The sequence below is a fragment of the Desulfovibrio desulfuricans DSM 642 genome, from assembly GCF_000420465.1.
GTDB classification, from domain to species: Bacteria; Desulfobacterota; Desulfovibrionia; order Desulfovibrionales; family Desulfovibrionaceae; genus Desulfovibrio; species Desulfovibrio desulfuricans.
Genome location: NZ_ATUZ01000013.1, coordinates 455,086 through 473,941, shown reverse-complemented (window position 1 = coordinate 473,941; position 18,856 = coordinate 455,086). Strand labels below are relative to the sequence as shown.

General features: G+C 58.1%; 16 protein-coding genes. 6 read left to right on the top strand and 10 right to left on the bottom strand.

What is annotated here, in order from left to right:
• Nucleotides 1-14: 14 nt before the first annotated feature.
• The 8 genes from fbp to G449_RS0107620 all read right to left on the bottom strand — a co-directional run bounded on the left by fbp (nt 15) and on the right by G449_RS0107620 (nt 6,588).
• On the bottom strand, nt 15-1,022 hold the full coding sequence (fbp, locus tag G449_RS0107655) for a class 1 fructose-bisphosphatase (RefSeq protein WP_022658721.1): 1,008 nt from the start codon (nt 1,020-1,022) through the stop codon (nt 15-17).
• Between the two features lie 215 nt (nt 1,023-1,237).
• Nucleotides 1,238-2,614 carry a hypothetical protein gene (locus tag G449_RS0107650; protein ID WP_027180805.1) on the bottom strand — a complete coding sequence of 459 codons (1,377 nt, stop codon included), beginning with the start codon at nt 2,612-2,614 and terminating at the stop codon, nt 1,238-1,240.
• Between the two features lie 14 nt (nt 2,615-2,628).
• The gene (locus G449_RS0107645; RefSeq protein ID WP_022658719.1) at nt 2,629-3,753 is read right to left on the bottom strand and encodes a tetratricopeptide repeat protein; all 1,125 of its coding nucleotides are present in this window, start codon (nt 3,751-3,753) and stop codon (nt 2,629-2,631) included.
• Nucleotides 3,750-4,058, bottom strand: coding sequence for an FtsB family cell division protein (locus tag G449_RS16470; protein WP_022658718.1), 309 nt, complete (start codon nt 4,056-4,058; stop codon nt 3,750-3,752). The genes G449_RS0107645 and G449_RS16470 overlap by 4 nt, the downstream gene beginning before the upstream one ends.
• On the bottom strand, nt 4,058-4,312 hold the full coding sequence (locus G449_RS0107635) for a hypothetical protein (protein ID WP_022658717.1): 255 nt from the start codon (nt 4,310-4,312) through the stop codon (nt 4,058-4,060). Before G449_RS0107635 ends, G449_RS16470 begins: the two co-directional genes overlap by 1 nt.
• A 12-nt stretch (nt 4,313-4,324) precedes the next feature.
• A complete protein-coding gene (pgsA, locus tag G449_RS0107630; RefSeq protein ID WP_022658716.1) occupies nt 4,325-4,873 on the bottom strand; it encodes a CDP-diacylglycerol--glycerol-3-phosphate 3-phosphatidyltransferase in 549 nt (182 codons plus the stop codon).
• Nucleotides 4,874-5,020: 147 nt separating this feature from the next.
• Nucleotides 5,021-5,935: an Mrp/NBP35 family ATP-binding protein gene (locus G449_RS0107625; protein ID WP_022658715.1), complete on the bottom strand. Its 915-nt coding sequence runs from the start codon at nt 5,933-5,935 to the stop codon at nt 5,021-5,023.
• A 41-nt stretch (nt 5,936-5,976) separates the two neighbouring features.
• Nucleotides 5,977-6,588 (bottom strand): protein-L-isoaspartate(D-aspartate) O-methyltransferase, encoded by a 612-nt coding sequence (locus G449_RS0107620; protein WP_027180804.1) that lies wholly within the window; start codon nt 6,586-6,588, stop codon nt 5,977-5,979.
• Nucleotides 6,589-6,817: 229 nt separating this feature from the next.
• Between G449_RS0107620 and G449_RS0107615 the strand changes: the two genes are divergently transcribed.
• Together G449_RS0107615 and G449_RS16465 are read left to right on the top strand one after the other, a co-directional pair.
• On the top strand, nt 6,818-8,146 hold the full coding sequence (locus G449_RS0107615; protein ID WP_022658713.1) for a M23 family metallopeptidase: 1,329 nt from the start codon (nt 6,818-6,820) through the stop codon (nt 8,144-8,146).
• A 262-nt stretch (nt 8,147-8,408) separates the two neighbouring features.
• On the top strand, nt 8,409-12,755 hold the full coding sequence (locus G449_RS16465; protein WP_022658712.1) for an acyl-CoA dehydratase activase: 4,347 nt from the start codon (nt 8,409-8,411) through the stop codon (nt 12,753-12,755).
• A 134-nt stretch (nt 12,756-12,889) separates the two neighbouring features.
• Here the strand turns inward: G449_RS16465 and G449_RS0107605 are convergent, their stop codons facing one another.
• Together G449_RS0107605 and folK are read right to left on the bottom strand one after the other, a co-directional pair.
• Nucleotides 12,890-13,186 (bottom strand): TRASH domain-containing protein, encoded by a 297-nt coding sequence (locus tag G449_RS0107605; protein ID WP_022658711.1) that lies wholly within the window; start codon nt 13,184-13,186, stop codon nt 12,890-12,892.
• Nucleotides 13,187-13,291: 105 nt separating this feature from the next.
• Nucleotides 13,292-13,807, bottom strand: a complete 516-nt coding sequence (gene folK / locus G449_RS0107600) for a 2-amino-4-hydroxy-6-hydroxymethyldihydropteridine diphosphokinase (RefSeq protein ID WP_027180803.1) — start codon at nt 13,805-13,807, stop codon at nt 13,292-13,294.
• Nucleotides 13,808-13,962: 155 nt separating this feature from the next.
• On the opposite strand from folK, the gene xerD reads away from it, so the two are divergent.
• From xerD to G449_RS0107575, 4 genes are all read left to right on the top strand, one after another.
• Nucleotides 13,963-14,892, top strand: coding sequence for a site-specific tyrosine recombinase XerD (gene xerD, locus G449_RS0107595; protein WP_022658709.1), 930 nt, complete (start codon nt 13,963-13,965; stop codon nt 14,890-14,892).
• Nucleotides 14,893-14,945: 53 nt separating this feature from the next.
• On the top strand, nt 14,946-17,678 hold the full coding sequence (locus G449_RS0107590) for a CBS domain-containing protein (protein WP_027180801.1): 2,733 nt from the start codon (nt 14,946-14,948) through the stop codon (nt 17,676-17,678).
• Nucleotides 17,679-17,698: 20 nt separating this feature from the next.
• The gene (locus G449_RS0107585) at nt 17,699-18,241 is read left to right on the top strand and encodes an HIT family protein (protein WP_022658707.1); all 543 of its coding nucleotides are present in this window, start codon (nt 17,699-17,701) and stop codon (nt 18,239-18,241) included.
• 157 nt (nt 18,242-18,398) lie between these two features.
• Nucleotides 18,399-18,839, top strand: coding sequence for a LapA family protein (locus G449_RS0107575; RefSeq protein ID WP_022658705.1), 441 nt, complete (start codon nt 18,399-18,401; stop codon nt 18,837-18,839).
• The last annotated feature ends 17 nt before the right edge of the window (nt 18,840-18,856 follow it).

The following is an 18,856-nucleotide window of genomic DNA, read 5'->3' as shown; positions in this document are numbered from 1 at the left end:
GGTTGCCGCAAAAGTTATCTGCCCGCGTGACGGGCGTATATTTTTTCCACAGCCTCAACATCCAGCGTCGAGCCGATGTACAGGGGTGTGCGCGCATGGAGTTTGTCCGGCACCCTTTCAAGTATGCGGCCATGCCCGTCGCTCGCCTTGCCGCCAGCCTGTTCTGCAAGAAAAGCCAGGGGGTTGGCCTCGCACATCAGGCGCAACTTGCCATTGGGCTTGTTGGCATCGGGCGGATACATGTAGATCCCACCGTTGATGAGCGTGCGGTGAAAGTCGGCCACCAGCGCGCCCACATAACGCGAAGAATAGGGCTTGCCATCCGAAGTTTCGCAACCGTGGAACCAGTTGACGGCATCGCGGGCTGGCGCATCCCATTTCTTCCAGTTGCCTTCGTTGACCGAATAAATATGCCCCTGTTCGGGAATGCGCATATCTGGGTGAGACAGCAAAAATTCGCCCACACCAGGATCAAGGGTAAAACCGTGCACGCCCTGCCCAGTGCTGAGAACCAGCATGGTGGACGGGCCGTACAGAATATACCCAGCTGCTACCTGCTTGATGCCGGGTTGCAGCACTTCATCCAGCGTTACCTCGCCGGTATGGCCTTCGGGCCTGCGCAAAATAGAGAATATGGTGCCGACATTGATGTTCACATCAATATTGGTCGACCCGTCAAGAGGATCAAAAATGAGAATATAGTCTCCGCGCGGAAAATCCTTGCTCACGCGTACAAGTTCAGCTTCTTCTTCCGACCCCATTGCGCAGAGAGCGCCGCAACGCTCCATGCGATAAAGCAGGATGCGATTGGCGATGGAATCCATCTTCTGCACATCTTCACCCTGCACATTCACTTCGCCCGTGCCGCCGAGGATATCAAGCAGGCCAGCTTTGGCGATACGACGGGAAATGCTTTTTCCCGAAAGGATCAGGTCGTACAGAAGACCAGTAAACTGGCCCGTTGCCTGGGGGCTACGCTTCTGATGCAGCAGCAGGTGTTCCGTAACCGTGATGTCAGCCATTGGGGGCTCCTTACACATCCAGAAAATTGAGAGGAACAATTGAGCCTTTACCCCTGAAAAGGAAAACCCGCCAAGTCAGCAAAAAACTTTACGAATCTTCCGCCGCAAAAAAATTGCATGACAAGACGGCTTGCCAGCATGCGGACTTTTCAGGATGCACATCTTCCAAAATACTTGCGCCGCCTCGGGGCGGCGCAAGTTTAATCCAGAATGCGTCAGTTCCGTGGCCCGAAGGGGCTTGGCCGCCCGCCCGGCAGTGCCGCTGGCTCTTCGCCAGCCGGAGCAGCGGAATCAGGCTTGGCGGTTGCCGGGGCAGCAGATGGCGCCTCAGCGGGGGCGTCGGTCTTGCCGCTGCCTGCGCTGCCGGAGTCGGCAGGCTTTGCAGCATCATCGCCATCCTTGGGGCCAAAGGGGCTGGGACGACCGCCCGGCAAGGTTGCGGCATCTTCATCAGGCGCTATGCCAAGGCCGACAGGCGGCTTTTCCTTGCTCTTGGGTGCAGAAGCGCGGGGTGCGCGGTCAACAGAGGCATTTTCACCTGCAAGCTGACGTTCCTGCACCTTGCGGCGCTCGGCATTTTTACGCTTGAGCAGTATGCTGTCCTTGCTACCGGGTTGAATGTCCGCCCCGCCAGCAGGCTTGGCAGAGGGCTGATCAGCAGTGGCTGTGGCCTGTTCAGGCGTAACGTCCACGTTCAGGCCTTCTTCAAAGCGGTTCTTGTTCTTGCGCACTTCGTGAGGCGGCGGGGTAAGCTTGGGACGATCCTTGGGGAAGAATGCGAGCCCCTGCTCCACACTGCCATTGCCCTGCGGGAAATTGCCCGACTCGGCCACAGCAAAGACCAGAGGCACATTACCCAGGAAGCGCACGTTATAGTAGAAGGTGCCGTTCACGTTGGTGCAGATGCCGGAAGTGCTCTTTGCGGTAACTTCGTCCCAGTTCACGCCAGCAAGCGGGGTCGAGGCGAAATCATACTTTCCGGGCCAGAGCAATGCCTGCGGGGAAAGAATGACCACATCCTGCGGAGTGTGGGAGTATTGCATGAGCGAACGCATATCGAAGTTGGTAACAACAACACCGAGGAATTCCGTCCCGTCATAGAGCGGCGAGGCAAGCAGAATTTCAGGCCCAAAGGACGAGTTCTGCACATCGGCGCGCAGGGCGCGTGTGCTCTGCTTTTTGTCCTCGTAAAGCAACGGAATGAAATCCAGCGGCTTCATGGGATTGGCAGGTTCCTGACCCAAAATGGTGCCATCGTACTTCACCCCTGCAAAACCACTGACCCAGGGGAAGGAGGTAAGGAAGGAAGCAAGCCACTCGCGCGTTGGCGGCTTATCGGCATTGAGCATCGTCCGTTCAAGGCGGCTCAGCTCAACGTCAATACCCATCATGCTGTGCGTGAGGGAAAGCGCCTGGGGCGAAAGAGTGCCCTTTTCTTCAAAATCCACGGTGGCCGGGGGGCTCACATAGGTGTTCCACAATGACTTTGTGGATTTCCAGACGTTCTTGGTGGGCTGGTATGAACTGCAACCCGTTACAAGAGATGCAGCAAATGCCAGCAAAAAGAAATAACGCACATATGATTTCAACACAGTGTTCTCCCTCATTAACTGTGCGCCCTGGCTTCGACACGTTCAGCCAAAGCTTCAAGCATGCTTATCAGCTTGTCCTTGCCGCTGGCATGTTCTGCCGTTGCAGCGGGTTGGACAGGATCTACCGTCTGGGCGTTGCCCAGTCGCGCAGTCAACGTAGTAATGCGCTGACGCAAATCAGCGCTTTCTTCCGGATGTACCGCTGCGGCAGCAAGCTCATGGTAAATATCAAGTGCCCCCTTGATGTCACCCTGTTCTGCCAGCACTTCGGCCATAGAGCGGGTACGCAGCGAAAAACGCTCCTCCCCTTCATCTGCATCGTCTACAACAACAGCTTCGGACTGGGTAACCGGGGCAGCATATGCGGCATACGCATCTGCTCCGCGAGCCAGCATGGAAGGGGTGCCGTCTTCCAATTCTGCTGGCAGGGCCTCATCGTCCGCCATGGCAAGATCAGGATCAAAATCAATGGGATCGTGAGCGTCAACGTCATCAATGTGAACATCAGCATCAAGCTGGGCATCCGCGTCATGCATGGCTGTTGCCAGAACGGGAGCGGCAACGAGTTGCTCAGCTGCTTCTGCCACAGGCGCAGCGGCCTCAGTTACTGCCTGGTGTGCAGACGTTGAAGCTGTTGCAAATGCCGCCTCATGTGCGGATGGGCCAGCAGCAGGGATGGCGGCCTCGGAACGCGCTTGCAAACTGGACCTAGCGCCAGCAGCGGCTCCAGCTCCAGACAGGGAGGCCAGCCCCTGGTTGATGACCTCGTGCAATGATACCGGGCCCTTTGAAAAATTGAGGGCCAGAAAACGCAGCACGGCAGCAGTATCAGGCGCATCGCCAGCAGCATTGATGCATGCGGCCCATGCCTGCCAAAAGCCTGCATAGGTAGAAAACATTTTTGTCAGCCTGCCCACCTGCTTTTCGCAGGCTTCGAGCCGATTGGCGGTGTGCAGCAGCTCTATGAGAAAAAGCCTGGCTTCAAGAAATTCCTCGTGCCGGGCAAGCCCCTGCTCCAGAATTTCAACGGCTTCATCTGCACGACCAGCTTCGGAAAGCAGACGCGCCAGAGGGAAAAAGACCTTGGAATTGGGCTCAAGCTCCAGGACTTCTTTATACCATTCAATTTTTTCCGTCATGGTTTCTGCTCCCGCCCCGTTTTCGCCATATCGCCAAAAAGATAGAGCACCTCATTATCGCGAATATAGTGGAGGCGCTGACGAATGACTTTTTCCATATACTGGCTGTCGGACTGCAAAAGGCGAATTTCACGGCTCAGAGAGAGGTTTTCCGCATCAAGGCTTGCAATCTGCTTTTCAAGCTCGGCGTACTGGTGCTTGAGTTCACGGTATTCAATAAGGCCAGTGGGGCCCCAGACCATGCGGGCAAAAAACACCACATTGACCAGGCCCAGCACAACCAGAATAAAGGTACGCCAAAACATTATTGCAGCAGCCGTTGAGGTTGAGAACCGTTACCCGCTGAAAGGCGCAGTTCGGCCAAAAAGGTGGCCGTGGCTTTTTCAAGCCGCGTAACGTCTTCTTCCGCAAGGTTCATCTGGTCTACCTGATGCAGATAATCCTTGAGGGTGTTCAGCTCCTGATCAAAGTGACGGCCCCAGACCCCGGCGCGCATGTCGGGCTCCAGCTCCAGAATGGTCTGGATGCAGTTTTTCAGGCGGATCTGCAACGTACTCATGCGTTGTTCCCGTTAGCCTGCCTGTTTACGCGTATGGCGGTAAAAATCATAGCAATAGTTGGCCCCTGAAACAACGGCCAGCACCAGTGCCGTGTAGAGCAGCCCAAGGCCAAGCAGCCGCAGATCCATACCCCACAAGGGATAATGCAGGGCAAGAGGCACAATGGCAAAAATCTGGAGCACTGTCTTGGCCTTGCCGAACTTGTCGGCGGCAAGCACGATGCCCTCGTCAATGGCAATGGCACGCAGACCGGTTACCACCAGCTCGCGGCATACAATAATGATAACCACCCAGGCGGGCGCCCAGTCCAGCTTCACAAACATGATCAGCACCGAGCATATCAGCACTTTGTCGGCCAGCGGGTCCAAAAACTTGCCCATACTGGTAACCATGTTGGAGCGGCGGGCAATATAACCGTCAGCCCAGTCGGTAAGCGACGCAAAAATAAAGGCCAGAGTAGCCAAAATGCAGGTCATCGGGCCTTCAAAATAGAGCAGCAAAACAACCAGAGGGGTCATTAAAATGCGTAACAGTGTAATTTTATTAGCAAGATTAAGCATTTTTCCTCTCAGGCGCTCCGTGCGAATTTTTTAAAGCGTTACCACAAAAGAACACGGGAGAAAAGGAGAAAAAAAGCTCCCCCGGCGACCGTGCACCAGCCGCCAGGGAAGCCTGCATTCTATCGGGACAAGCCCGCAGCGGCGCAACTAGCTGCGCGAACCGGCAAGGGCTTCCAGGCTGCCATCGGCAGCAGTGGCAATAGAATCTGCCAAGGTAAGAAAGGCTTTCTTGGCTGCGCTTTCCGCATCAAGGTACACCACAGGAATGCCTTTGTCAGCCGCAACCACCGTTGTGGGATCCAGCGGCACAGCGCCGAGGAATTTGAGCCCGTAGCGCTTGGCCAGATCCTCGCCGCCGCCCTTCTTGAACAGATCAATTTCCTGATGGCAGTGCGGGCACACAAGGCCGCTCATGTTTTCCACCACGCCAAGCACGTTGGAGTTGGTGTACTGCAAAAAGTTGATGGCCTTGCGCACGTCTGCCAGCGAAATTTCCTGCGGGGTGGTCACAACCACGCACAGGGCATCTGGAATGGACTGCATGACGGTCATGTGCTCATCGCCCGTTCCTGGAGGGGAGTCAATGAGCAGAAAATCCAGGTCGCCCCACTTCACGTCCGCAATAAACTGCCGGATAGCCGAAGTTTTTTTGGGGCCGCGCCACAGAATGGCCTGATCCTTGTCTTGCAGGAACGTATCCATTGAAATGACGGAGAGGTTCTCGTCATAGGCGGCAGGAATCATGAGCTGGGTGGCTTCGTCAATCTCAACCGTGCTGGTAAGGCCAAGCAGGTTGGGCACGCTCGGGCCGTGCATGTCCACATCAAGAATTCCGACTTTGAATCCGCGCCGCGCCAGCGCCGCTGCGGTGTTGACGGTCACGGAGCTTTTGCCCACGCCGCCCTTGCCGCTCATGACAAATATTTTGTGGCGGATATGGCCCAAGCGGTCAGCGATTACGCGGTCCTGCTTGGCCATAGGGTCATTGCACTCTCCGTTGCCACCATTGCTCTTTGCACTGGAGCAAGAGGACGCAGAAGAACAGGATGAACAGGATCCCATGACATCTCCTTCAATTGTAGCGGACGCTTACGGCGGCGTATCTACCAGCCGTGATCGCCCACCAGATCTACAAAAACTACCGGCCCCAGGTCTTCGGAGCTGACGCGCCCCTGTTCTTTGCACACGCGCACAAGGCGCTGCGTGCGGGGCTTTGACCCTACAGGAATAAGCATGATGCCGCCCTCGTCAAGCTGATCAACAAGGGGACGCGGCACTTCCGGCCCGCCGGCAGTAACGATGATGCGGTCAAATGGCGCGGCTTCGGGCATGCCAAGCGTGCCGTCACGCCGCTGCATGTGGATACCCCTAAGTCCCAGTTGCCGCAAGAGGCCTGAAGTAATTTGATACAGCTCGCGCATGCGCTCAACGGTAAAGACCGTGCAGCCCATGGTGGCAAGCACTGCGGCCTGATAGCCGGAGCCGGTGCCGACCTCAAGCACGCGCATCCCCCGCTGCACTTCAAGCAGCTGGGTCATCAGGGCAACGATGTAGGGCTGGGAAATGGTCTGCCCGTAGCCGATGGGCAAGGGCGTGTCTTCATAGGCCTGGGCGCGCAGCGCTTCCTGCACAAAAAGATGGCGCGGCACAGCAAACATGGCCCCCAGCACTGCCGGATCGCTGATTCCGCGCGCTTCAAGCTGCTCGCGCACCATCCTGCGCCGCAGACGTTTTGGGTCCACGGACGGAGAAGGCTCACGGGGCGTGCCCCCAGCCGCAGAATATTTGCTGTACTGCATACTGCGGAAGTGAAAACAGATTTTTCCTGCCAAGTCAATGCGCCATCGGGGGGCTTGAAGATATATCAAGACAAGTTCCAGACTTTTCCTTGAAACTTGCCATTCTTTATGCAACCCTTCGGGAAGCGAGAATGAGGAGTCGGCAATGCGTAAAAGAAGTTTGTTTTCATCGGTACTAGGTATTATAGTGGTCGCCATTCTGGTTTTGGGCGGCTACACTTTTTTTAAAGATCTTGACGGCCCTACCGTTGACGTCACGCCAAATACCGGCAGGATATCACCTGCCAGCGTACTCAAAGTACGCATGAAGGATCCTTCGGGCATCCGCTCCATTTCTGTAGGCGTGCGCAAGAACAACGTCCTCAACGTCATCTACAGCAAGCACTTTGACCAGTACATTCCTGAACGCGAGGTGGAAGTCCCCATGAAGGACGCCAACCTGCGCGAAGGTGCTTTTGAGCTTGAAATCCGGGCTACGGACGGCTCGCTTGCCGGATTCGGCCAGGGCAACACCCGCACGGTTCAGCTGCCCATGCGCCTCGATACGCAGCCCCCGCGCATTTCTGTCAAAACCCTGCCCCCCAATGTGCGCAGGGGCGGCACCGCTGTAGTGCGTTACACCATTGATGAAGATGTGAGCAGCAGCGGCGTTCTGGTGGCGGGCTACTTTGTGCCCGGCTACATGCAAAAAGACGGCAGCTATCTCTGCTTTTTCCCTTTCCCGTACACAATGACCGCCAGAGACTACAAGAACAGCGTTGAGATAACGGCCACAGACCTTGCGGGCAATGTCACCAAGAGCCACCTCACAGTCATGTCCTTTGAAAGAACGTTCAAGAGCGACAGCATTGAAGTGACAGACAACTTCCTGATGGCGGTTGAAAGCAAGCTGCGCGATCTGGCCCCCGATGCCGCAAACCCGCTGGAGTGTTACCTGTATATCAACAATCAGGTGCGCGCCGCCAATGTGCAGACCTTGCGCGAAATTGGGCGGGACACTGCCGCGGCCATGCTGTGGAGCGGCGTTTTTGAGCGTTTGCCGCGCTCTGCCCCGCGCGCCGGATTTGGCGACCACCGTTTCTTCAACTATCAGGGCAAGCCCGTGGGCGAATCCTATCATCTGGGATTTGACCTTGCTTCGGTGCGCAATGCCGAGGTGCCCGCCGCCAATAGCGGCCGCGTGGTCTTCTGCGGCAACCTTGGCATCTACGGCAACCTCATTGTCATTGACCATGGCCTTGGCCTCATGTCCATATACTCCCACCTCAACGATCAGGTTGTAAAAGTGGGTGATGTGGTGCAGCGAGGCCAGCTCATTGGCCATACCGGCAGCACAGGCCTTGCCTTTGGCGATCACCTGCACTTTGGCATTCTGGTGGGCGGCGTGGAAGTGACCCCCCTTGAGTGGCTTGACCCCAAGTGGATCAAGGACAACGTCACTGGTCGCATTGATGCTTCCATGACGCAACAGTAGTTGTCGCAGCAAAGTATAGTTTAGCGTTTCAATATCCCTTTTTACTCCCGCTGATAAAATTACGGCCTGTAGATTTTGAACCGTTCCAAGAGTGGATGGTTTAAAATCAGCAGGCCGCAATTTTTTTATGCAAAGGGGCTTGAATTCTTTTGACGTTCAAGTGTAGCCTGAATTCATGAAAGAAAGTAAATAATTTCTGCTTCAGCTTTATGAAGACATCAGGCCCAAATCACATAAACCTGTTTCATGTGAGGACTTGTACGTGTCTCCACCACTCTTTTATCTCGGCCTTGATATTGGCTCCACCACAGTAAAACTGGCGCTGCTGAACGGCGACGGCTCTGTTGCCGAAACCCGCTACAGCCGTCACGGCACGGCAGTTCGCGCCACCATGGCAGCCCTGCTTGCCGAAGTCTCCCGTCTCTACCCTTCCGCCACCGTGCGCTGCGCCATGACAGGCTCCGGCGCTCTTGATCTCAGCAATCAGCTCTCCATCCCCTTTGTTCAGGAACTGCTGGCAACAGCCCGCGCCATTTCCTATGCTGCGCCGGATACTTCCGTGGCTGTGGAACTGGGCGGCGAAGACGCCAAGCTGCTCTATCTGGGGCAGGATGTGGAACTGCGCATGAATGAATCGTGCGCAGGCGGCACCGGAGCCTTCATCGACCAGATGGCCCGTCTGCTCAGCACGGATGCGGGCGGCCTCAATGATCTGGCGGCAAGGCATTCCACGCTCTACCCCATCGCCTCGCGCTGCGGCGTGTTCGCCAAAACGGATATTATTCCCCTGCTCAACGGCGGCGTCCCGCGTGAAGATATCGCCGCCTCCATCTTTCAGGCGGTGGTGGAGCAAACCATCGGCGGGCTGGCCTGCGGCAGGCCCATTGCCGGCAAGGTTGCCTTTTTGGGCGGGCCTTTGCACTTTCTGCCCGAGCTCAAAAATCTGTTCATCAGGAATCTTGATCTTGCGGAGGCGCACATTGCGCACCTGCCCTATGCCCAGTGCACAGCCGCCATTGGCGCTGCGCGTTGCGCCGTGTCGCTTGAAGAACACGAAACAGAGGCCGAACCGCTTGATCTGGCCGATCTTGCCAGGCGCACCAGCAGCCTTTCGCACGCGCCCAAGGTCGCCGCAGAAAAAATCCTTCCTGCCATGTTTGCCGACAGCGCGGAATACGCGCGCTTCTGCCAACGCCACGCCACAGCCAACGTGCTGCCCTCAGCAGATATCCGGCAGGCCCGTGGACCACTGTTTCTAGGGCTGGATCTGGGGTCAACCACGGTCAAGGCCGTGCTGGTAGACAGCGAACAGCGCATTCTTGATTCCTGCTACGCCTCTAACGGCGGCAATCCCTTACAGACCCTGCTGCCCCCGCTGGCAGACATGCTTGAACGCATTCCTGACGGCGCATGGCTTGCCGCATCCGGGGCCACGGGCTACGGCGCGCATCTGGCGGAATCCGCCCTTGGCGTGGACACAGTGCTGGTGGAAACCCTGGCCCATTTCAAGGCGGCCACGCGATTAGTGCCTGAGGTCAGCTATGTCATAGACATCGGCGGCCAGGACATGAAATGCCTCAAGGTGGATAATGGCGTTATCAGCGACGTGAGCCTCAACGAGGCCTGTTCCGCAGGCTGCGGGGCTTTTCTTGAGAGCTTTGCCCGTGGCCTTGGCCTGTGCATGCAGGAATTTGTGGATATTTCCCTGTACGCCGCGCATCCGGCAGACCTTGGCTCGCGCTGCACTGTTTTTATGAATTCGCGCGTCACGCAGGCCCAGAAAGACGGCTTGCAGATTGCCGACATAGCGGCGGGGCTTTGCTATTCTGTTGTGCGCAATGCGCTGGACAAGGTGCTGCGCATCAAGAATGTCGCAGAACTGGGTGAGCATGTGGTTGTGCAGGGCGGTTCCTTCCTCAATGACGCCCTGCTCTGCGCCATGGAGCGCACGTTGGGACGGCATGTGCACCGCCCTGCGGCTTCCGGCCTTATGGGCGCATACGGGGCGGCCCTTGAATCACTGGAAAAGGCGGAATGCGTCAGCGTGCGCTCTTCCATCACTGCCCCGCTTATCCGTGGTTTGGCCATGCGGACGCGCAGCTTTCGCTGCCGCGACTGCGGCAACAACTGTCTGCTCACAGAAACGCGCTTTTCGCACGGTTCACGCCACATCGCGGGCAACAGGTGCGACAGGTTCAGCGAGGCGCGCCGTGGCGCAACCGTCACGGCTCCCAACCTTGTGGCATGGAAAAACCAGCGCCTGTTCCGCTACGAACCGCTGCCCCTTGAATCCGCGCCGCGCGGCAGGCTGGGTATCCCCAGAGTTCTGAACGTCTACGCGCACTACCCTTTCTGGTTCACCCTCTTTACCTCGCTGGGGTTCCGGGTTGAAGTGTCGCCGCCTACCAGCCGCGCCCTGTTTGCGGCTGGCCTGTCGTCCGTGCCCTCCCAGAGCGTATGCTACCCGGCCAAGCTGGCGCACGGTCATGTGCTGGCCCTGCTTGAAAGCGGCATCAAGAGCATTTTCTTCCCCTGCATACCGCGCGAGGCGCAGGAATTTGCCGAAATGTGCGATTCCTTCTCCTGCCCGGTGGCCTGCGGCTACCCGCAGGTGGTGCGCGAGAATCTGCCGGAACTCAAGGATGCCGGGGCCGTCATGCACTCGCCCTTTGTAAACCTCACGCACACGGCATCGCTTGTGCGCAACCTCTGCCGCGAATTCAACCTGCCGAGGGGCGAGGTACGCTCCGCAGTGCGGGCGGCGCGGCACGAGCAGGCGCACTACCTGCGAGAACTGTGCGCCGAGGCGGAACACATCTATGCCGAAACCCTGCGCAACAAGGGCGTTCTGGTGGTTCTGGCTGGCCGCCCCTACCATGCTGACCCGCAGGTGCACCACGGCCTGCCCGACTTCATCGCCTCGCTTGGGGCTGCGGTCATCAGCGAGGACGCCATGCCCCGCAGCTGGACAGGCCACCGCATGTCCTTTCCCCTGCGGGCGCGCAACCAATGGACATACGCCGCCCGTCTCTACCGGGCGGGATTGTGGGCCTGCGAGGCAGACCACGGCAACGCGCGGGTGGAACTCGTACAACTGACTTCCTTTAGCTGCGGCATAGACGCCATCACCGCCGACCAGATGCGGGAGCTTATGCGCGCCCACGGCAAGCTGTATACCCTCATTAAGATGGACGAGGGCAATGCCCTGGCCTCTGCGCGTATTCGTATCCGCTCGCTGCTGGCAGTGAGCCGCAACAAGGCTGGAGGCAGCACCGCAACCGCCGTTTCCCACGCGCCGCCGGTATTCAGCAAACGTGATGCGGCCACGCATACCATTCTTGTGCCGCAAATGGCCCCGCTGCATTTGCCGTTCATGACCCAGGCCATCGCGGGCAGCGGGCACACCATCCAGTTGCTGCCCACGGTGAGCACAGAAGCCGTGAGTCTTGGGCAGGCCTATGTAAACAACGATGCCTGCTACCCGGCCATCGTGGCTATCGGTCAGCTATTGCAGGCTCTGCGCGATGGCGGTCTTGATCCACGCCGCACGGCACTGCTGCTTTCGCAGACCTGCGGCCCCTGCCGGGCCAGCAACTATCCGGCCCTGCTGCGCAAGGCGCTTATGGAATACGGCTACGACCCGGTGCCCGTGCTCACGCTCAATGCCTCGGGGTCAGAGAGCCAGCCCGGCCTGCGGCCAGACCGCGCCCTGCTCTGGCGCATGCTGCTTGGCATGCTTGCCGGCGACATGCTGCAAAGGCTTTCGCTGTTTACGGGCACCTACGAATGCCATGTAGGGCAAACCGAAGACAGGGTGCAGCACTGGCTGCAAACCCTGATTCCGGTAGTGCGTAAAGGCGATGAAACCGCCCTGCGGCAACTGCTGCCCCGCCTGGTGCAGGATTTTGCCTCCATCCGCACGGCTCTGGCCCCCAAGCCGAGGGTGGCTGTTGTGGGCGAAATTCTGCTGACCTACCATGCAGACGCCAACAATCACATTGTCGAACAGATCAGACAGGAAGGCGGCGAACCGCTCTTGCCGGACTTTGCCAACTTCATGCTCTACTGCCTGCGGGATGCCGTGTACGACTGGCGCTATCAGGGCGGCAGCGCCTGGGCTGCGCTGGGCAATGCCCTTGTGATGCGCCGCATTGAAGGTGTGCGCCGCTACATGCGCGGCGCGCTCAACACCTCGCCCCTGAGCGCCCACGTCATGCCTGTGGCGCATATTGACGATCTGGCCCGGCTGGGCGAAAGCGTCATGTCCCTTGGCAACAGCGCCGGCGAGGGCTGGCTGCTGCCCGCAGAGATGCTGGAGTTTCTCGAACACGGCACAAACAACATACTCTGCCTGCAACCCTTTGGCTGCCTGCCGAACCACGTGGTGGGGCGCGGCGCGTTCAAGGCCGTGCGCCGTCAGCGCTCGGAGGCAAACATAATGGCGCTGGATTACGACCCCGGCAGCAGTGAAGCCAATCAGCTCAACCGCATACGGCTTTTCATGGCTATCGCCAGAGAGAAGGAAAAGGAAAGGGAAGAAGCCGCCCGGCATGCCCGGCACACCTATGCGGGCACAATGGGAAACGACAGAGCTTACTGGCAGCAATAGGCCGCAAAAAAACCGCCCGCTGGGATTATCCCGGCGGGCGGTTTTATGCTACCTGCACAAAATCACATCATGCCCAGCAAACTATCTGAAGCATAAGGGAACAAAATGGCCTGTTCCAGATACGCTGAAAAAGACTATTCTTCGCGGGGGGGCAGTTCCCGGCCGCCTTCTTCAAGGCGTTGCAGGAACTTGTCGCGGCATTCGTAGCTACAGAAACGGTGAACTTTTTCGCCGTCACGCACGGAAATAGAGCCATCAACGGCCACATACGCGCCGCATTCGGGGTCTTTGACCATTTCGCCAGCGGCAACCTTACGCTCCATTTCAGCAGCGCTTTCCTGCTTGTTTTCCTTTTTCTTCTTGTTCAGATCATTGGCAAAAAGGCGATATAGGGCGTAGCCCGCCAAAATCAGAATAAGCCACTTTACCATTTGTTATGCTCCTTAATCCCGTGGCACGGGTCGCGTAAGGCTGGAGTGCAGCCCTTTCAGGCATATTAAAGCCGTTGGAAACAGTATCACAGAGGGCGGCACCAGTCACTGAAAAATTCTGTCCCCTTCCACGCGGCATACTGTACGCGCCAACCAATCCCTTACGGGCAGGCCGTCTACAACGATCAGGGGCGCAATATCAAGCAATGGCCGCATGACAAAAGCCCGCACCGTCAGCCGTGGATGCGGCACAAGGCAATGAGGATCGGTGCTCCGCTCCTGCCCAAAAAGCAACAGGTCAACATCAATCACGCGCGGCCCAAAACGCAGTACCGGGTCAGGACTGCGCACCCGTCCAAGCCTGGCTTCTATGTCCAGCAGGGCGTCCACAAGGCTGCAAGGCCGCCAGCTATCACCGGGAAAAAGTTCAACAACCTGGTTAAGAAACCAGGGTTGCTCCGTGTATTCCTGCGGTTCTGTCCGATAGACGGGGGATACTGCGCCGATGCCCATTTCCGGCAGTTCCGCAAGGGCGTCCAGCGCTGCTGCAAGTTTTTCTGCCGCGTTGTCGCAGTTGGAGCCAAGGCTCACGTAGGCCCGCAGCTTTGTTTGATCTGCCATCAGGTTTCCTTCAGATAGGTTCAGCCCGCTTTTTAGCAAGGTTTGCAGCATATCTTTTTTCGCGGAAAGGATAAAGCCCACCGCATCCAACGCATCCGGGCGGTTTTGATTGCAAAAGGCTTGCTCCGTTGCGGTAAGGCGGCTAGCATGGGCGCATGGCACATCCACGCACCAAAGCCCCTGCCCTGGCAACCCTTTTACCCCTGTGGCGGGATTTTTTACTGGCCCAGCGCGGCCTTTCGCCCAATACGGTTGAAGCCTACGGGCAGGATCTGGAGAGTTTTTTTCTGTACCGGCAGGAACTGGCTCAGGGCGCGGCGGAAGAATCCCTGCCCGACCCCGATGAGCAGGAGATTTTTCTGTACCTTGCCTGGCTGCGCGCACGGCAGAACACAGGGCGCACCCTTGCACGGCGTCTTTCTGCCCTGCGGGCATTTTTCGCCTTTGCAGTTGAAGAAGGCAGGCTGCGTAAAAACCCCGCTGAATTGCTGGAAAACCCCAAATTGCCCCAGCACCTGCCGGAGGTGCTGACAAGGGACGAAATGGAATCCCTGCTTGCCCAGCCAGACCTGCGCGACAAAAGCGGCAAGCGCGACCGCTGCATGCTTGAGCTTCTGTACGCCGCAGGCTTGCGCGTTTCTGAGCTGTGCACCATGTGCGTGCCGGATCTTGACCTGCAACGCGGCCTGGTACGCGTTTTTGGCAAGGGCTCCAAGGAAAGGCTGGTGCCCCTGCACAACCTTATGCAGCAGATGCTGGCAGACTATATCAGCGCATGCAGGCCCCTGTTTGCGCCCACAGGCAACCAGCTTTTCGTCAACCGCTCGGGCCGTGCCCTGACGCGCCAGTACGTGTGGAAAATGGTTAAAAAGTACGCGCTCGAAGCGGGCATCCGCCGCGCCATTTCGCCGCACACGTTCAGGCATTCCTTTGCCACGCACCTGCTCGAGGGCGGCGCAGACCTGCGCGCCGTGCAGATGCTGCTTGGCCATGCCGACATAAGCGCCACAGAAATTTACACCCATGTGCAGGCCGAACGCCTGCGCGGCATACACCATCAATTCCACCCCCGGAGCCGCCAGTGATCCCCGCGCCGGAAACCACCCCACAGGCGGCGTCCGCATCTGTGGCCTCTACGTTGCAGCATACAGCCGGGACAACGCTCATCACCTGCCACGCAAGTGCAGATTTTGACGCCTTTGCAGCCATGCTGGCGGCCCGCTTTCTTTACACCCCGCATGTGCTGCTCTTTCCCGGCACGCAGGAGCGCGGCCTGCAAAAACTCATTGCCGGGCTGGATACGGCGGCGCTGGGCATTGTGGAAACTCCGGCCATTCCGTGGGAGTCCATAACCCGCCTTGTGGTTGTGGATACCCGCCAGCGTGGACGCATAAGCCATGTGGCCCAACTGCTCGACCGTGATGACGTAACCGTGGAGCTGTGGGATCACCACCCGGATTCCACGGACGACATCACAAGCCCGCACACGCACATGGCGCACATAGGCTCTGTCACAAGCCTCATTGTGCAGGCCATTTCGGAGCGGGGCCTCAGCCTCAGCGCGGACGATGCCACCCTGCTGGGTCTTGGCATTTATGGCGATACCGGCTCTTTCACCTACTCTTCAACCACGCAGGCCGATTTTATGGCGGCGGCATGGCTGCTCGGGCAGGGCATGGATGTGAACCGCATTGATGCCCTGGCGGCCCACGAGCTCACGAGCCTGCACATTCAGGCCTTGAACAGCCTGCTGGAATCCACCCAGACGTACAACATCAACAATGTTCAGGTTACGCTTTCAGAAGCGGCCATGGAGCATTATCTGGGTGATTTTGCCTATCTGGCCCACCGCCTCATGGAAATGGAAAGATTCCCGGTGCTGTTTGCCATCGGGCTTATGGACGACCGCATCCAGGTTGTGGCCCGCAGCCGCAACGAGGCCATCAACGTGGGCGACATCTGCGCGGCCCTTGGCGGCGGCGGGCATGCCTACGCGGCTTCGGCCTCCGTGCGCTCCATGACAGTGCATGAAGTGCGCGATATGATTTTGCGCCACCTGTACGCCCAGGCCTACCCCGATAAAACCGCGCGCGAATATATGTCTTCGCCAGCAGTGGGCATTGAGACCACCGCCACCATTCATGAGGCGGATGAACTCATGCTCCACTTCGGGCTCAAGGCCGTACCGGTCTTCATGCCCGATACCCGCCAGTGCATCGGCCTGCTGGATGCCCTCACGGCCTCGCGGGCCAGCGCACACGGCCTTGGCGCATCCACGGTTGAAGACTACATGAGCCGCAGAATCACCACCCTGCCGCCAGACGCAACGCTCAAGGATCTGACCACAACCATCGTGGGGGGCCGCCAGCGCCTTGTGCCCATTGTGGAAGACGACAAGGTTGTCGGCGTGGTCACGCGCACCGACCTTATCAATGTTTTTGCGCAGGAGCCGGGCCATATGCCGGAACCGCGCACCACCGGCGGCAAGGAGCGCAACCTCGGCAAACTCATACAGGACAGACTGCCCCTTGCCAGCCGCAACATGCTGCATCTTGCGGGCAGGCTGGGCAGGGAGCTTGGGCTGCCGGTATATGCCGTGGGCGGCTTTGTACGCGATCTTCTGCTCCAGCGCCCCAACCAGGATATTGATCTGGTGGTGGAGGGCAACGGCATAGCCCTTGCGCGGGCGCTGGCAAAAGAACTCAACGGGCGTGTGCGCGAACACCAGAAGTTCCTCACCTCGGTGGTCATTTACATCGATGCCGCAGGGGCCGAAGCCCGCATCGACGTAGCCACGGCGCGCCTTGAATACTATGAATACCCAGCGGCCCTGCCCACGGTTGAGCTTTCGTCCATCAAGATGGATCTGTTCCGCCGCGATTTTTCCATCAACGCGCTGGCTGTGCGGCTTGACTGCGAACCGTTCGGCCAGTTGGTGGATTTTTTCGGCGGGCAACGCGACATCAAGGAGCGCGTCATCAGGGTGCTGCACACCCTGAGCTTTGTGGAAGACCCCACCCGCTGCCTCAGGGCTGTACGCTTTGAGCAGCGCTATAACTTCCATATCGGGTCAGGTACGGAAAAGCTCATCAAGAACGCCCTCAAGCTCAAGCTTATGGACAAGCTCTCGGGCTTTCGGCTGTTCCACGAATTTCAGCATATCTGCGATGAGGAAGACCCTTCGGCCTGCATTGCGCGGCTCGACCAGCTTGGCGTGCTGGAGGCGGTTTCTCCCATGCTGTCGCTTAATCCCACGCGCAAAAACCTGCTGCTGCGGCTTCAGGAAACGCTCACGTGGTACAGGCTGTTATATTTTGAAGAGGCAGCCCAACCCTGGCTGGCCTTCTTTCTGGCCCTCAACCACAACATGAGCTATGCCGATACGGCAAATCACTATCAGCGTATGGGCCTGCCCGAACCCCGGCGGGCCGACATTCTGCGCCAGCGAGAGCACATGCGCGTGGTGCGCGGCAAGCTGGAGCCGTGGCAAAAAGACCATGAGGCAGGCAAGGAGAGCATCAGCGCCCTGTGCGCCCTGCTGCGGCCCCTTTCGCTCGAATGCCTGCTCTACCTCATGGCAGACACAAGCAACGCCGCCTTGCAAAAAAACCTTTCGCGCTACATTACCCAGTGGCGCAAAGAAAAGACGGATGTGAGCGGCGAAGACCTGCGCATCATGGGGCTGGAACCCGGCCCCGCCTTTGGGCGCATTCTGGACGCCGTGCTTGCAGCCAAACTTGACGGCACGGCCGCAACGCCAGAGCAGCAGATGGATCTGGCGCGCAGCCTCGTGTGCAGTATCGCTGCAAAATCCGGCAATGGGAATGAAGAACAAACCAGTCGGAATTCTTCACTTGCCCAGCGTTTATAAGAGGTGTATAGAAACCAACTATGAAACAACTATGGGCTCCATGGCGCATTGAGTACATTCTTGGCCCCAAGCCAGACTCCTGCGTGTTCTGCCTCCCCGAGCATACGGCGGATGACGAGCAGCGCCTGGTACTGCACAGAGGCCGGATGGCCTTTGTCATCATGAACAAGTTCCCGTATAATAACGGGCATATCATGGTGTGCCCATATCGGCACGTTATGCTGCTGGCTGACCTCAATCCGGAAGAAACCCATGAAATCATGGATCTTTTACAGCAGTGCACGGTGATCTTAAAGCAGCACTTTAACTGTGAAGGCATCAATATCGGCCTGAACCAGGGGCAGGCAGCGGGCGCGGGCATTCGCGAACACCTGCATTTTCACCTGGTGCCGCGCTGGACGGGCGACTCTTCATTCATGGCAGTGTTTGACGAAGTGCGCACCATGCCCGAACACTTGAGCCGCACCTATGCGGCACTGAAACCGTATTTCACGAATGGCGCGGCCAATGGCAAGCAAGACCGCGCCGCTTCCACGCCCGGGCAGGAAGGTTGCGGCTCGTAAGGGCTGCATGACCTTGTGGCGGGGATTGTCTTTTTCGCAGGGGGCGACAAAGACCGGCTGGAGAGCGCGATGCTGTGCCCTCTTGGGCGATGCGGCATTCTCAAAAAGCCCGTGAAGTTTTTTTGAGATAGCTTTATTTAGCCTGAGGAGTATGTCTATGCGGTATATCAAAGTATTTTTGCTCGCCATCCTCTTTTTCCTCGCTCTTGTGTTCTTTTTTCAGAACCAGGGCGCGCTCTCCCAGAGCATGGTGCTCACGCTCAACCTGTTCTTTATTCCCGCCATGTCTTCCATCGCCCTGCCCTTCTATTTTCTGGTCATCGCGGCCTTCGCCTGTGGCGCCTTGATGACTCTGGGCTTTCTGGTGTGGGACAAGGTCAATCTGACCGCCCGCCTGATGAAACAGAAATGGCAGATCAGCAGCCTTGAGCGCGAACTGGAAAAAACCAAGAAAAAGCTTGGCGCAGACACAGCCCGCTCGCAGTTCTTGAGCAAGAACGGCAAGGCCGACGCACAGCCCGCGTCTATGGCCCCCGTTGCCGCAACGGCTGTTGCCGCCGAAGAATCGCTGGTTCCGGATCCTGACAAGCAGCACTAGACTTTTTGCAATCCGCT

Coding starts and splice junctions, on each gene's coding strand:
- G449_RS0107585 (WP_022658707.1), top strand. CDS start 17,699: ATGAAACAACTATGGGCTCCATGGCGCATTGAGTACATTCTTGGCCCC.
- G449_RS0107620 (WP_027180804.1), bottom strand. CDS start 6,588: ATGGTGCGCGAGCAGCTTGAAGCGCGCGGAATCAGCGATCCGGCAGTG.
- xerD (WP_022658709.1), top strand. CDS start 13,963: ATGGCACATCCACGCACCAAAGCCCCTGCCCTGGCAACCCTTTTACCC.
- folK (WP_027180803.1), bottom strand. CDS start 13,807: ATGGCAGATCAAACAAAGCTGCGGGCCTACGTGAGCCTTGGCTCCAAC.
- fbp (WP_022658721.1), bottom strand. CDS start 1,022: ATGGCTGACATCACGGTTACGGAACACCTGCTGCTGCATCAGAAGCGT.
- G449_RS0107625 (WP_022658715.1), bottom strand. CDS start 5,935: ATGGGATCCTGTTCATCCTGTTCTTCTGCGTCCTCTTGCTCCAGTGCA.
- G449_RS0107605 (WP_022658711.1), bottom strand. CDS start 13,186: ATGGTAAAGTGGCTTATTCTGATTTTGGCGGGCTACGCCCTATATCGC.
- G449_RS0107635 (WP_022658717.1), bottom strand. CDS start 4,312: ATGAGTACGTTGCAGATCCGCCTGAAAAACTGCATCCAGACCATTCTG.
- G449_RS0107575 (WP_022658705.1), top strand. CDS start 18,399: ATGCGGTATATCAAAGTATTTTTGCTCGCCATCCTCTTTTTCCTCGCT.
- G449_RS0107645 (WP_022658719.1), bottom strand. CDS start 3,753: ATGACGGAAAAAATTGAATGGTATAAAGAAGTCCTGGAGCTTGAGCCC.
- G449_RS16470 (WP_022658718.1), bottom strand. CDS start 4,058: ATGTTTTGGCGTACCTTTATTCTGGTTGTGCTGGGCCTGGTCAATGTG.
- pgsA (WP_022658716.1), bottom strand. CDS start 4,873: ATGCTTAATCTTGCTAATAAAATTACACTGTTACGCATTTTAATGACC.
- G449_RS0107615 (WP_022658713.1), top strand. CDS start 6,818: ATGCGTAAAAGAAGTTTGTTTTCATCGGTACTAGGTATTATAGTGGTC.